The organism is Micromonospora sp. BL4 (assembly GCF_003667505.1).
Taxonomy (GTDB): domain Bacteria; phylum Actinomycetota; class Actinomycetes; order Mycobacteriales; family Micromonosporaceae; genus Micromonospora.
Genome location: NZ_RCVJ01000038.1, coordinates 1 through 13,367 on the forward strand (window position 1 = coordinate 1; position 13,367 = coordinate 13,367).

The following is a 13,367-nucleotide window of genomic DNA, read 5'->3' on the forward strand; positions in this document are numbered from 1 at the left end:
CCCCCGAGCCGTCGACCAGCGCGCCCTCGCCGACCCCCGCCACGCCCTCACCCACACCGGCCGCCCTGGGCGCCGACTTCGCCATCGCGGAGAAGTCCCTGCTCAGCTACGGTGCCGCCGTGACGATCAGCAATCCCGGCCCGGTGCCGGTGGCGCAGTGGAAGCTGGTCGTCACCCTGCCCAGGGAGTCGCTGCGGGTCAGCTCGGTGCAGGGCGCACAGGCGAGTCACGACGGTGCGGTGTGGACATTCGTACCCGACGGGAGCGCCGGGCCGGTGTCCGGCGACGCGCCGGTGCGGGTGACGTTCCGGGTCAACGGTTCGGCGGGCAGTTCCGCCCCCACGGCGTGCAGCATCGACGAGGTCGCCTGCACCGGTCTGTCGGACTGACCCGCCGCACCGGCCATCCCGTACATCCAGGGTTCGGGCGGCAGCCACGCTCGATTGATCATGAGTTCGGGTCCGCTTCCTACCGTCCCGAGCATGACTGTCCTATCCGCATCATCGTCGCTCGGTCGCGCCGCGACGAGGTTCGTCGCCGTGCGTACCCGGGCTGCCGCCACCATCGCCGCGCTCGCCGTCACCGGCGCCGCCGTCGCGGTGGCCGTCGCGACGTCGTCGCCCGCCACCGCCGAGCCGGGCACCGTCGTCGTCTCGGAGAGCTTCTCCTCCGGGTCGCTGCCCGTCGGCTGGAACGCGGTCGACGGCGCCTGGAAGGTCCAGAACGGCCGGCTGTACGGAACCTCCGCCAGCTCGGGCGAGAACAACAAGATCACCTTCGGTCGGCACCTGGCCGACTTCCGGCTCGAGGCGACCATGCGCTTCGAATCGGTCTCCGCCGCCACCCGCTGGGCGTCGCTCGGCATCGACGTCCCGGCCGACGGCGCCACCCCGTGGTGGATCGCCACCATGCGCAGCGGCACCACCGCCGCCAACGGTCTGGAGTTCGCCCAGCGGACCACGGCGAACGCCTGGGTCGTGACGAACACCGCCTCCGCCCCGTACGCCGCCGGCACCGGTCGGGACGTCCGCGTCGCGGTCGAGGTGCACGGCACCCAGGCCCGCTGGATCTTCGACGGGCGGGAGGCGATGCGCACGAACAGCCTCCAGCGCTCGACCAACGGCGTCCAGGCGCTCTTCGTCAACGGCGGCACCGTCTCGTACGACGACGTCACCGTCACCGAGCTGCCGCCGAACGGCTACATCCGCCCGAAGGGCAGCCCGCTCACGGTGATCGCACACCGAGGCGCGTCCGCCGCCGCCCCGGAGAACACCCTGGTCGCGCAGGAGATCGCGCGCAAGGGCGGCGCCGACTGGATCGAGAACGACGTCCAGCCGAGCAAGGACGGCATCCCGTTCATCCTGCACGACGGCACCGTCGACCGGACCACCGACGGGACCGGCAACATCCGCGACCTGACCGCCGCGCAGATCAAGGCGCTCGACGCCGGCTCCTGGTTCGGTCCGCACTACGTGGGCGAGCGGGTGCCGACCCTGGCCGAGCAGCTCGCGGACCTGCGGACGCGGGGCGGCAGCCTGCTGCTGGAGATCAAGGGCAGGCACACCCGGGCCGAGGTCGCGACGATCATCCAGGTGATCCGGGACGAGCAGATGATGGGCCGGGTCTTCGTCCAGAGCTTCGAGGTCGACGCCCTGAAGTACACCTACGAACTCGCGCCCGAACTGCCGCTCGGTCTGCTCCGCAGCAGCCTCGACGCCGACCCGGTGGCGATCTCCCGGGAGCTGCACCTGACCGCGTACAACCCGGACGGCAACGCGTTGCTGGCCCGGCCGGAGGTCGTCGCGCCGCTGCACGCCGCCGGCGTCGCCGTCATGGCCTGGACGATGGACTCCGCCGGCCTGTGGCAGCGGTTGGAGCGGATCGGCACCGACGGGGTCATCACCAACCGCGCGTCCGAGCTGGTCGGCTGGAACTCGGCGTTCATGCAGCGGGCCCCGGCCGACCCGACCGTGCGGATCACGTCGCCGGTCGACGGGGCACGGCTCGACCGGGCACAGTCCCCGGTGATCGCGGTGGCCGCCACCAACGCGGACACGGTCACCGTCACGCTCGACGGCAGGAAGTCCGCCGCCGGACGCAAGCTGGACCTGGCCAGGCTGACCGCGGGCCGCCACACCGTCCGCACCGAGGTGACCGGCCCGGAGGGCACCGCGACCGCGACCAGCACGTTCACCGTGACGGTGAGCCAGGCCGGGCTCGGCTACCTGCTCCTCACCTCCGGCGCCGAGGCGGCCGCGATCAACGCCATGACCGTCAAGCTGGTCCACGGCCAGTACGCCGAGCTGGCCACCTACGTCGACCGGCAGGCCGGCAAGTTGGTGCCGTCCGAGGTCGCCAGTGTCATCGCTGCCGACGCTCGGACCCTCGCGTTGACGTAGTCCGTCGCCACGCTGGGGTCCCCGCTGCGCCGGCGGGGACCCCAGCGCCGTCCCGTGCCGGACGGCCGGCCCACCGGCGCCCACGTGGGGTGGGGCCTTCGGTCGGCCCGCCGGCGTGTGAGGATGCGCCTCATGCGTGCCGTGATCTTCGACGAGTTCGGTGCCCCGCCCGAGGTCCGCGACGTCCCGGACGCGGTGCCGCCGCCCGGGGGCGCGGTCATCCGCGTCGAGGCGACGGGGTTGTGCCGCAGCGACTGGCACGGTTGGCAGGGCCACGATCCCGACATCCGCCTGCCGCACGTCCCCGGTCACGAGTTCGCCGGCGTGGTCACGGCGGTCGGCGCCGGCGTACGCGACTGGAGGCCCGGCGATCGGGTGACGGCGCCGTTCGTCTGCGCCTGTGGGCGGTGCCCGACCTGCCTCGCCGGCGATCAGCAGGTCTGCGAGCGGCAGACGCAGCCGGGCTTCACCCACTGGGGCTCGTTCGCGGAGTACGTGGCGGTGCGCGACGCCGACGTCAACCTGGTCCGGCTCCCCGACGAGCTGGACTTTCCGGCCGCGGCGGCGCTCGGCTGCCGCTTCGCCACGGCGTTCCGGGCGGTGGTCGGCCAGGGGCGCGTCGCCGCGGGCGAGTGGGTGGCGGTGCACGGGTGCGGCGGTGTGGGGCTGTCCGCGGTGATGATCGCGGTGGCCTGTGGCGCGCGGGTGGTGGCGGTCGACGTGGCCCCCGGCGCGCTGGAGCTGGCCAGGAGCTGCGGTGCCGCGGTCTGCCTGGACGGTAGCGCCCTGACCGGCCCCGGGGCGGTGGCCGCCGCCGTTCGGGAGGCGACCGGCGGCGGCGCGCACCTGTCACTCGACGCGTTGGGCAGTCATGCCACCTGCGCCGCCTCCATCGAGAGCCTGCGTCGGCGGGGCCGGCACGTGCAGGTCGGGCTCCTCCCCGCCGCGCAGGGCCGGCCGGCCCTGCCGATGGATCTCGTGATCGCGTTCGAGCTGGAGCTGCGGGGCAGCCACGGCATGGCGGCGCACGCCTATCCGGAGCTGCTCGGGCTGGTCACCGCCGGCGTGCTACGGCCCGCCGAGCTGGTCACCCGCACGATCGGCCTCACCGAGGTGCCCCACGCGCTGGCCACCATGGACCGGCCCGCCGCCGGCGGGATGTGCCTCATCCGGCCGTACTGAACGGGCGTGGCGCACGACGGTGCGCAGGCGGCGGCGCCGACGGACGCCCGCTATGTGGCGACCGGCGCGCTGAGTGGGCCCTCGTTCCCGCTGCGATCCAGCGCGGACACGCAGTAGGTGAGCGGACCCTCGGCGGGGGCGGTGCGGTCCACCCAACCCGTACCGCGGGCGGTGCCGACGAGCTGGGCACCGTCGCCGTCCACGCGGTAGACGGCGATGCTCGTGGCACCGTCGGCGCGCCAGGTCAACTCCACGCCGCCGGTGTCGGCACGCCGCACGCCGGTGACCTCGGGGGCTGCCGGCGGCGCCGCCGGCAGCTGCGCCATCGTGGGCACCAGCGCCGGGCCGGCGTAGTGCGCCGCGCTGTACCGGCTGACCGCCCCGAGCTTGTCCGCGCGCACCTGTTTGGCGCTGAAGTGCACGCTGCCGCTCACCCCGTGCCGGCGGTTGAGGGCGAGCTGGCGGTCCAGCTCGGCCGGGTCGCGCCAGGCGCCGCGCTCGCCCACCCGGTAGTCGGCCTGGCCGATGTAGAGCTGCACCCGGGTGCCCTTCACCGTGGCCGCCCACCAGGGCAGGAGTTTGGCGTAGTCGGCCTTGCCGAATCCGATGTGCCAGTAGAGCTGCGGTACGACGTAGTCCAGCCACTGCTCGCGTACCCAGAGTCGGGTGTCGGCGTAGATGTCGTCGTAGCTCTGCAGGCCGGCGGTCGCGGAGCCGGCCGGATCGGTGCGCTTGTTGCGCCAGATGCCGAACGGGCTGATGCCGAACTTCACCCACGGCTTGATGGCCTTGATCCGTTCGCTCATCTCCCGGACCAGCGTGTTCACGTTGTCGCGGCGCCAGGCGTCCTTGTTCGCGAACCCCCCGCCGTAGCGGGCGAACGCCGCGCCGTCCGGGAAGTCCTGTCCGGCCTCCGGGTACGGGTAGAAGAAGTCGTCGAAGTGCACCCCGTCGACGTCGTACCGCTGGACCGCCTCCAACATCGAGTCCTCGACGAAGGCCCGCGCCTCGGGAATCCCCGGGTTGAAGTAGAGGCGACTGCCGGGTCGGTCGGCACTGGGGTAGGTCACCACCCAGTCACGGTGCCGCCGCAGCGGGTGTGTCGGCGCGAGCTGGTCCAGCCTGGGGCCGGGTCCGCCGACGCTGGCCGGCTGTCCGCCACGGTACGGGTTGAACCAGGCGTGGAACTCCAGGTTGCGGGCGTGTGCCTCGGCGACCATGAACTCCATCGGGTCCCAGCCCGGGTCGCGGCCGTCGCGGCGTCCGGTCAGCCACTCCGACCAGGGCGCGTACGCGGACGGCCAGAGCGCGTCCCCGCTCGGGCGTACGTGCACGAAGACCGCGTTGTGGTTGCGCCGTACGGCGAGTTCCAGCCAACCCCGGAACTCCGCCCGCGCCGCCTCGGCCGGCAGACCACGACGGCTCGGCCAGTCGATGTTGTTCACGGTGGTGATCCACATGCCGCGCAGCTCGCGGGGCGCCCGGGCCGGCTGGCCGGCGCAGGCCGGGGGGCCGTTGGCGTCGGCCGCCGCGCTCGCAGCCGCCGCGCCGGCCGCTCGCGACGCACCGTCGTCCCCGTCGACCCGGTCCCGCAGCGACCAGGCGCCGATCGCGGCGGCCACCGCGAACGCGGCGGCCACGGCGATGAGCACCCGGACGCGAGGGCGGCGAGCGTTGGCGGCGGGCGGATCGGCGGCGGGCATTGGCCCAGTCTGCCGAGTGCCGCCGGCCGGGTCGAACCGATGGCCGTTACTTAACGGTCAGCTAAGACTGGCCGGTCGGGCCTCGCCGCCGTGCGGCGGCGAGGCCCGGGCGCCCATCAGCAGGACAGGTTGGCTCCGGCCGGCACCCCCAGGATGCCGACGAACTGCTGGTACCTGGTGACGCGGCTCTGCACCTGGGCGGGGTTGCCGCCGTTGCACTCGATCGAGCCGTTGATGCTGCGGATGGTCTCGCCGAAACCGGCGCCGGTGACCATCGCGTTGTGGGCCGTCATGCTGCCCGGCCCGTTCTGGGTCATCCAGTACCAGATCCCGGTCTTCCAGGCCACCGCCGCATCGGTCTGCACCAGCCACGGGTTGGTCAGCAGGGGCAGGTTGAGGGCGATGCCAGCGGCGTTGTAGTTGAAGTTCCAGCTCAGCTGGATCGGCCCGCGACCGTAGTAGGCGGCCTGCCCCGCCGGGCATCCGTACGGCTGGCCGGGGTCGCAGTAGTGCGGGTAGTTCGCGGTGTTCTGCTCCACCACGTGCACGAGGCCGCCGGTCTCGTGGTGCACGTTCGCCAGGAAGGCGGCGGCTTCCTGGCGCTGGACGGTGGCACTGCCGCTCTTAGCGAACGCCGGGTAGGCGCTGAGGGCGGCGACGAGCCCGGAGTACGTGTAGAACGAGTTGCGACTCGGGAACATCTGGTTGAACTGGGCTTCGGTGACCACGAAGCCGCCGGGGTTGGTCGGTGGCGGTGTCCCGCCGCCGCCGCAGGTGTAGGGCTCCCAGTACCAGGTGCTGATGACCGGGTCGTAGCCCGGGTTGTCGTGCTCGGCGATGTAGTACAGGCCGTTGGTGTAGCGCACGATGCTGCCGGTGGCGTACCAGGTGCCGGCGACCCAGTTCGGGTGGTTGCAGCTTCCCGTGGGCGGTGGCGTGGTGCCGCCGCCGCAGGCGCCGAGGTCCTGCCAGACGCCGGTGGTGCCCGGCGGCGCCTCGTTCTGGGTCCACCATTTCGCCTGGTAGTTGCGGCCGTTGTGGGAGACCTGGGCGCCTCCCGTGTAGACGGCCGACGCCTGCCACGATGCCGAACAGGCGGCCGCCGACGCGGCGGTCGACGGGATGACCGCGACCAACCCGCCGGCGAGGGTCAGCGCCGCGAGCGCGACCAGGGTGCGCAGTCTCGTCATGTGATCACTCCTTCCTCGGATCCTCCTGGCCGAAGGTTCGACCAGGTATCGACGGGAGTGACTGTAACACTTTCTGTTCACCTTCTTTACTATTGCGGGGATCCCGTCCTGGCCGCCCCCGGGCGGACGTGTCGTGGGGTGCCCGGGCGGCCCACCCCGTCCGAGCCGATGGCGGGGCCGACGGCTGACCCACCCGGCTGGGTAGCCTGAGGCCATGATCTTCATTACCGCCAAGTTCCGCGTCCTGCCCGAGCACGCCGACCGGTGGCCGCAGATCGCCGCCGAGTTCACCGAGGCGACCCGGGCCGAGCCGGGCTGCCTGTGGTTCGACTGGTCCCGCAGCCTCGACGACCCGACCGAGTACGTGCTGGTCGAGGCGTTCCGCGACGACCAGGCCGGTGCGGCCCACGTGCAGTCCGCCCATTTCCGCGCAGCCCAGGAGACCCTGCCGCCCCACCTGGCCGAGACGCCGCGCATCGTGAACGCCACCGTGCCGCAGCAGGACTGGTCGCTGCTCGGTGAGATGGCCGTCCCCGAGGGTCGCTGATCAGCACCGGGCCCCGGTCGACCGACGCATCGGCTTGGATGGGCTGATGGACGTCACCAAGGACGGGCGGCGCTGGCGGATCGGTACGGCCGGCGACGTCGCCTGGCTCGCCGGCCGCACCACGCAGGGCGTCTCGATCACCACGGCGATCCCGCCGGTCTTCGACGCCTACGCCACCTTCCATCCGCCCGATGGCGTCACGCTGGAGGCCCACGAACGCGCGGTGGTCGACGAACTCACCGCGCGGACCCCCGAGCAGCCCTGGTGGCTGGGCTATCTCGACACCGGCGCGCACGACATCGTCTTCCCGCTCGCGCCGACGGTGTCCCTCTACTGGGACTGGCGCTACCTGCTGGTCGAGGCCGGCCCCCGGCAGGCCCTGACCTGGCGCACCGGCCACATGCGCGGCGAAGGAGCACTGCCCGATCTGTTCTTTCCCGCGGACCGCTCCTGGCTCGTCTCCGCCCTCTGGGACGATGTCTGGACCGACGTCGGTGGCGATCCCGCCCTGATCACCGCGCTGCACCGCAACCCGTTGGTCAACGCCCGCCCCGTCGGACCCGACGAGGATGCCCTCCCGCCCGGTCTCACGCGCGACTGACCCCGACGGTGTCGGCACGCGGGCGGCCCGGCCGTCGCCGGCCGGGCCGCTCGATCGGGCGTACGGTCAGCCGCCGAGGCTCGCGGCCGCCGAGGCGATCGTCGAGGCGAAGTAGCTCACCTGGGTGTAGACACCCGGATAGTTGGGTCGGGCGCAGCCGTTGCCCCAACTGACGATCCCGACCTGGACCCAGGCGTTGCTGGCGTCGCGGCGGAACATCGGGCCGCCCGAGTCCCCCTGGCAGGTGTCCACGCCGCCGCTGGCGTAGCCGGCGCAGATCTCCTGCGCGGCGATGATCTGGCCGCCGTAGTACGAGTTACAGGTGGAGTCGCTGACGAACGGGACGGTCGCCTTGAGCAGGTACCGCTGCTGGGAGCCTCCCTCGCGAGCGGCGCCCCAGCCGGCGACGGTGAAGGTGCCGCTGTCGTACGCGGTGGTGTTCGCGATCTTCAGCGTGCTCAGTCCGGTGACGGGGGTGGCCAGGCGGATCAGCGCCCAGTCCCGGCCGTTGCCGTTGTAGCCGGGAGCCCGGTAGACGTAGTTCGACCGGACGGTGATCCGGCTGGACGACTGGAGGTCGACCACTCCGAGCGTCGCGGTGATGCTGGTGTTGGCGCCGGTGGCGCCCACGCAGTGCGCCGCGGTGAGCACCAGCCGCGAGCTGTACAGGGCCCCGCCGCACCCCATCGAGAGTCGCACCATGAACGGGAACTCGCCCTGAGCGGCGCGGGTGCCGCCGACGACGTTCGGCGTCACGGGGTTGTCGGCCGCGGCCGCCGGTGCCGCGAGAATGAGGCTGCCCGCGGTCACCGCGGCCAACGCGGTGGCCAAGAGGCCGGTGAGGGTACGCCAGCGAACCATGCATTCCTCCGCATCAGGACGGCACGCCTCGTGAGCGCACCTGATTTCCGATGCGGTCATCATATTGAGATCAATGGATCTGGAACGACATCCTCTCTGGGTCGTACCGCCGGCGCTATGGATCCCACCGGGCCAGCCGGTTCGATCTGCCGCGGAGCGCGGGTCAGAGCTGGTGGCGCACCCACACGTTCGGCTCGACGTAGACGCCGTGGCCATGCTCGACGTCGCACCACACCGGAACCAGCGCGTCCGGCACGCGCACCGGGCCGGTGCCATCGAAGGGCAGGCCGGTCCAGCGCCGCCACTCCGCCAGCGTGCCCGGGATGGTCATCGACCGTGCCGCCACGGATTCGATCACGCCGCCGGCACGCACGTGCGTACGCAACCACGGGTCCACCGGCAGGCCGTCGTCGCGGACACGGAAGGCGTACCGGTCCATCGGCTCGTCGGGAACCGTGTGCTTGCCGCTGGGGCGTACCGGCGCGACGAGGGTGTCGTAGCCGAGCCGGCGGGTGTTCTCGCGCATCGCGTCGAGCATCCGGGCGGACAGGCCCCGGCCACGGACCTCGGGGCGGATGCAGATCTCCAACGCGGAGACGATGTTCGTCGGCGTGCCGGCGAGGCGGTTGATCGTCGCCCGCTGCACGATCCGGTCCCAGCCGCCCGGCGGCAGCCGTTCCTCGGTCCACGAGAGCGGCACGCTGTAGGCCCGCGCCACCGCCCGGTCCGGCTCGGCGGGGTCGATGGCGAGCAGGACGAACTCCGGGTACAGGTCGTCGGCCACCGCGTAGTACAGCGAGGCCATCGGATCCCACTGCATGAACTCCGGCCAGGCGCCGTCGAAGTCGTTCAACAGCGGCGCGAGTTCGGGCCGTTGCGCGACCGTCACGATTTGAAGATCCATTCGGCGGACGATAGTGGACCGGTGCGGCGGCGGCAGCCCGTTTTCCGCGCCAGCCGTGGTCGCTCGTACGGTGAGAAGCTGGGCAGTGCCGCGCCGGGCACTGTGGGACCGACGGCGATCAGCGGCCCGCCGAGGTGCTCTCGCGGCAGATCAGCCGGAACGGTGTCTGCACGGTCAGCGGCGCCGTGACCTGCGTACCCTCGATCCGGGCGACGAGGCGGCGTACGGCGAGACGGCCGATCGCCTCCTTGTCCGGCGCGATGGTGGTGAGGGTCGGGTTGCTGAACCGCCCCTCCTCGATGTCGTCGATGCCGATCACCGCGACGTCCCGCGGCGCCCGGTGGCCGGCCTCGGTCAACGCCCGCAGCGCGCCGATGGCGACCAGGTCGTTGTAGCCGAACACCGCGTCCGGGGGTTCATCGAGGGCGAGCAGGTCACGCATGGCCTGCTCGCCGTCGCGTCGGCCGAACTCGCGGGTGGGGGCGACCAGCCCCGGGCGGTACGGCAGGCCGGCCGCGGCCAGGGCCTCCCGGTAGCCGCGCAGGCGCAGGTGCGCCGACTGCCGGTCGCCGCCGTCGGCGGCTCCGATGAACGCTATCCGGCGCCGCCCGATCCCGACCAGGTGCTGGATCGCCGCGTGACTCGCGGCGACGTTGTCGATGGCGATGTGGTCGTGCGGCACGTCGTGGACGCCCTCGCCGATGAGCACCAGCGGGCTGTCTGCGGTCCGGGCCAGCACCTCCGCCCGGCCGATGCGCACGGGGCTGAAGATCAGGCCGTCGATGATGTGCCGCCGCGAGCCGTCGAGCAGTAGCAGCTCCGCCTCCCGGTCCGCGGCGGTGTTCTCCATCACCAGGGTGTAGCCGAGCCCCGCCGCCTCCCGGATCGCGATCTCGGCGAGCTCGGCGAAGTAGGGGTTGTTCAGCTCCGGGATGGCCAGGGCGATCAGGCCGGTACGCCCCCGACGGAGATGCCGGGCGCTGAGGTTGGGGCTGTAGCCGAGTTCGTCGACCGCCTGCTGCACACGCTGACGCGTCCGCTCCCCCACCGGTCGATATCCGTTGACCACGTTGGAGACGGTGGCCAGCGAGACGCCCGCGCGTTCGGCGATGTCCTTCAGGCTGACGGCCATTCACCGACCCTTCGCGCACCTGGTCGACGGGCCGGGGAGACATTGACGAACAAGGATTGACGGGGGGTCCGTACCACCTCTATAACGTTATACAGGTGGTGATGGATGTCAATATAACCGCCATCGGTCGTACGTGGAGATCCCACCGGCATCCGTCGATGACGTCCGTCCCTCGTCGAGTGACCACCCCGATGCCCACGCCAACGCGCTTCGGGCCGGCTGCACCGCCCGCGGCGACTCGTCCCCCGGAGACGGCATGACACGTCAGGTCCCCATCCGCCCCGCCCTGCCCCTGCTGCTCATCATCGCCCTCGTCGCCGGCGTCCTCGCCGCGCCGACCCCGCGGGCACAGGCCGCGCCGCCGAAGACGCCGCCACTGACGACCCCCTGGACCAACCAGGCGCTGGTCGGCACTCCGCTGCCGGAGTACCCGCGACCGCAGATGACCAGGCCGGACTGGCTCAACCTCAACGGGGAGTGGCAGCTGCGCCAGTCCGCGACCGACGACGCCCCGCAGTTCAACACCAACCTGCCCGAGCGGGTCAACGTGCCGTTCCCGGTGGAGAGCGCGCTCTCCGGCATCCAGCGGGCCGCCAACGACAACCGCAACTACCTGTTCTACCGGCGAACCGTCACCGTCCCGGCGAACTGGTCGGGTCGGCGGACCCTGCTGCACTTCGGCGCGGTCGACTGGCAGAGCACCGTGTGGGTCAACGGCGTCCGGGTCGGTGCGCACACCGGGGGCTACGACGCCTTCACCTTCGACGTGACCCCGCAGCTCACCGCCGGGACGAACGAGATCGTCGTCAAGGTGTGGGACCCCACCGACACCCGGCAGAACGGCAGCCTGCCACCCATCGGCAAGCAGACCAAGCAACCCGGCGGCATCTTCTACACCCCCAGCTCCGGCATCTGGCAGACGGTGTGGCTGGAGCCGGTGCCCACGGCCTCGATCAGCAGCGTGGACGTCTACCCGAACCTGAGCAACAACACCCTGCGGGTCCGGGTCTTCACGCGCGGCGACGTGAGCGGTCACAGCGTACTCGCCGAGGCGCTCAACGGAAGCACCGTGGTCGGCTCGGCCACCGGCGGCTTCACCGACTTCAGCGTGCCGGTGCCCAACGCCCGCCGCTGGTCACCCGACGACCCGTTCCTCTACAACCTCCGGGTGACCCTCCGCAACGCGGCCGCATCCACCGTCGACCGGACCACGCACTACTTCGGGATGCGCGAGATCACCACCGGTGTGGTGAACGGGGTGCTGCGCCCCAAGCTCAACGGCCAGTTCGTGTTCCAGGTCGGCACGCTCGACCAGGGCTACTGGCCGGACGGGCTGTACACCGCGCCGACCGACGCCGCTCTCGCCTTCGACCTGCAGAAGCACAAGGATCTCGGCTTCAACATGGTGCGCAAGCACATCAAGGTCGAACCGCAGCGCTGGTTCTACCACGCCGACCGGCTCGGCCTGCTGGTCTGGCAGGACATCCCGTCGATGACCGCGCAGGACATCAACGCCACCGACGCCCAGCAGGCGCAGTTCGAGACGGAGGCACGCGAGATCGTCGACGAGCACCGCAGCTCCCCCGCCGTCATCGCGTACACCCCGTACAACGAGGGCTGGGGTGAGCGGGCCCTGGCGGACACCCGTCGGGTCGCGCAGAACATCAAGAACCAGGACCCGACCCGTCTGGTCAACCCGCACAGCGGTCACAACTGCTGTCAGTCCCTCGGCAACCCCGGCAACGGCGACATCGACGACTGGCACGCCTATCTCGGGCCGGACTCCCCCGCACCATCGGCCAACCGGATCGCCGCGCTCGGCGAGTTCGGTGGCCTGGGCCTGCACACCCCCGGCCACGAGTACAGCCCGAACGGCAGTTTCTTCGCCTACGAGTGGCAGCCCGATTCGACCGCGCTCACCAATCGCTATGTGGGCCTGGTGCAGGGCAGCCAGAACCTGATGCTCGGCAAGGGGCTCAGCGCCTCGGTCTACACGGAGATCACCGATCTGGAGGGTGAGCTGAACGGCTTTCTCACCTACGACCGCCAGGTGGTCAAGATGGATCAGGCCCGGGTCCGTGCCGCCAACACGGCGCTGATCAACGCCTCGAAGACCATCGGCAGCTCGGCGCCCGTCGCGTTGCCGGTCAACACCCGGCGGTCGTTGCAGGTGACCACCCCCGGCCACACCAACCGGTACCTGCGGCACCGGGACGGCCTGGCCTACACCGAGGTGGTCGACGCCGGCAGCACGAGTCTGCTCAAGAACGATGCGACGTACACCATCCGTCCCGGCCTGGCCGACGCCACCTGCTACTCGTTCGAGTCGGTCAACGTCCCCGGGCAGTACCTGCGGCACCAGAACTCGCGGGTACGCAACTCGCCGAACGACGGCTCCGCGCTCACCCGCGCCGACGCCACCTGGTGCGCACGGGTGGGATTGACCGGCACGGGTGTGTCGCTGGAGTCGTACAACTTCCGGGGCAGGTACCTGCGGCACTACAACTCGGAGGTCTGGCTCAGCAACGGGACGGGCGGTGACGCGTACAACACGCCGACGCTGTGGGCCGCCGACAGCACCTGGAACGTCAGCGCACCCTGGGCACCCTGACCGATGAGGTGACGCGGAACGACCGCGGGGGTTCCGGCTCAAGCCGGAACCCCCGCGGTGGCGATCAGGGCGTGTGACTACGCGTCCAGCGACGCCCTGGGCCGGCGCCAGATCAGTCGAGCAGCGGTACCGGTCACGACCAGTGCCACGCCGCTGCCGAACAGCCACCACAGACCCGACGCGTCACCGCCGGTGACGGGTCGGGTCTGTGGTGGCTGTTCGGCAGCGGCGTGGCAC

General features: G+C 71.5%; 10 protein-coding genes and 1 pseudogene. 6 read left to right on the forward strand and 5 right to left on the reverse strand.

Translation table 11 applies throughout. From position 1 onward, the window contains the following. The 3 genes and pseudogenes from EAD89_RS00950 to EAD89_RS00960 all read left to right on the forward strand — a co-directional run. Positions 1 to 389: pseudogene (locus EAD89_RS00950) on the forward strand (cellulose binding domain-containing protein); the annotation flags it as partial. 93 nt (positions 390 to 482) lie between these two features. Further along, positions 483 to 2,399, forward strand: a complete 1,917-nt coding sequence (locus tag EAD89_RS00955) for a glycerophosphodiester phosphodiesterase family protein (protein WP_121674348.1) — start codon at positions 483 to 485, stop codon at positions 2,397 to 2,399. 132 nt (positions 2,400 to 2,531) lie between these two features. After that, complete coding sequence (locus tag EAD89_RS00960; protein ID WP_121674349.1) at positions 2,532 to 3,581, forward strand: zinc-dependent alcohol dehydrogenase family protein; 1,050 nt, start codon at positions 2,532 to 2,534, stop codon at positions 3,579 to 3,581. 50 nt (positions 3,582 to 3,631) lie between these two features. Here the strand turns inward: EAD89_RS00960 and EAD89_RS00965 are convergent, their stop codons facing one another. Continuing rightward, positions 3,632 to 5,284 (reverse strand): glycoside hydrolase family 10 protein, encoded by a 1,653-nt coding sequence (locus tag EAD89_RS00965; RefSeq protein WP_121674350.1) that lies wholly within the window; start codon positions 5,282 to 5,284, stop codon positions 3,632 to 3,634. A 116-nt stretch (positions 5,285 to 5,400) separates the two neighbouring features. Next, positions 5,401 to 6,474, reverse strand: coding sequence for a glycoside hydrolase family 19 protein (locus EAD89_RS00970; protein ID WP_121674351.1), 1,074 nt, complete (start codon positions 6,472 to 6,474; stop codon positions 5,401 to 5,403). A 214-nt stretch (positions 6,475 to 6,688) separates the two neighbouring features. Here EAD89_RS00970 and EAD89_RS00975 point away from each other — a divergent pair, with 214 nt between their 5' ends. After that, positions 6,689 to 7,021 carry a putative quinol monooxygenase gene (locus tag EAD89_RS00975; protein ID WP_121656589.1) on the forward strand — a complete coding sequence of 111 codons (333 nt, stop codon included), beginning with the start codon at positions 6,689 to 6,691 and terminating at the stop codon, positions 7,019 to 7,021. Between the two features lie 46 nt (positions 7,022 to 7,067). Continuing rightward, positions 7,068 to 7,622: a hypothetical protein gene (locus tag EAD89_RS30640; protein ID WP_199723554.1), complete on the forward strand. Its 555-nt coding sequence runs from the start codon at positions 7,068 to 7,070 to the stop codon at positions 7,620 to 7,622. Between the two features lie 66 nt (positions 7,623 to 7,688). On the opposite strand, the gene EAD89_RS00985 is transcribed toward EAD89_RS30640, so the two are convergent. The 3 genes from EAD89_RS00985 to EAD89_RS00995 all read right to left on the reverse strand — a co-directional run bounded on the left by EAD89_RS00985 (position 7,689) and on the right by EAD89_RS00995 (position 10,519). Beyond that, positions 7,689 to 8,483: a trypsin-like serine protease gene (locus tag EAD89_RS00985; RefSeq protein WP_121656590.1), complete on the reverse strand. Its 795-nt coding sequence runs from the start codon at positions 8,481 to 8,483 to the stop codon at positions 7,689 to 7,691. A 163-nt stretch (positions 8,484 to 8,646) separates the two neighbouring features. Further along, on the reverse strand, positions 8,647 to 9,387 hold the full coding sequence (locus tag EAD89_RS00990) for an N-acetyltransferase (RefSeq protein WP_121674352.1): 741 nt from the start codon (positions 9,385 to 9,387) through the stop codon (positions 8,647 to 8,649). A 118-nt stretch (positions 9,388 to 9,505) separates the two neighbouring features. Then, positions 9,506 to 10,519 carry a LacI family DNA-binding transcriptional regulator gene (locus EAD89_RS00995; protein WP_121674353.1) on the reverse strand — a complete coding sequence of 338 codons (1,014 nt, stop codon included), beginning with the start codon at positions 10,517 to 10,519 and terminating at the stop codon, positions 9,506 to 9,508. Positions 10,520 to 10,775: 256 nt separating this feature from the next. Between EAD89_RS00995 and EAD89_RS01000 the strand changes: the two genes are divergently transcribed. Next, positions 10,776 to 13,130, forward strand: coding sequence for an AbfB domain-containing protein (locus EAD89_RS01000; protein ID WP_199733376.1), 2,355 nt, complete (start codon positions 10,776 to 10,778; stop codon positions 13,128 to 13,130). Positions 13,131 to 13,367 lie beyond the last annotated feature (237 nt).

Coding starts and splice junctions, on each gene's coding strand:
- EAD89_RS00955 (WP_121674348.1), top strand. CDS start 483: ATGACTGTCCTATCCGCATCATCGTCGCTCGGTCGCGCCGCGACGAGG.
- EAD89_RS00960 (WP_121674349.1), top strand. CDS start 2,532: ATGCGTGCCGTGATCTTCGACGAGTTCGGTGCCCCGCCCGAGGTCCGC.
- EAD89_RS00965 (WP_121674350.1), bottom strand. CDS start 5,284: ATGCCCGCCGCCGATCCGCCCGCCGCCAACGCTCGCCGCCCTCGCGTC.
- EAD89_RS00970 (WP_121674351.1), bottom strand. CDS start 6,474: ATGACGAGACTGCGCACCCTGGTCGCGCTCGCGGCGCTGACCCTCGCC.
- EAD89_RS00975 (WP_121656589.1), top strand. CDS start 6,689: ATGATCTTCATTACCGCCAAGTTCCGCGTCCTGCCCGAGCACGCCGAC.
- EAD89_RS30640 (WP_199723554.1), top strand. CDS start 7,068: ATGGACGTCACCAAGGACGGGCGGCGCTGGCGGATCGGTACGGCCGGC.
- EAD89_RS00985 (WP_121656590.1), bottom strand. CDS start 8,483: ATGGTTCGCTGGCGTACCCTCACCGGCCTCTTGGCCACCGCGTTGGCC.
- EAD89_RS00990 (WP_121674352.1), bottom strand. CDS start 9,387: ATGGATCTTCAAATCGTGACGGTCGCGCAACGGCCCGAACTCGCGCCG.
- EAD89_RS00995 (WP_121674353.1), bottom strand. CDS start 10,519: ATGGCCGTCAGCCTGAAGGACATCGCCGAACGCGCGGGCGTCTCGCTG.
- EAD89_RS01000 (WP_199733376.1), top strand. CDS start 10,776: ATGACACGTCAGGTCCCCATCCGCCCCGCCCTGCCCCTGCTGCTCATC.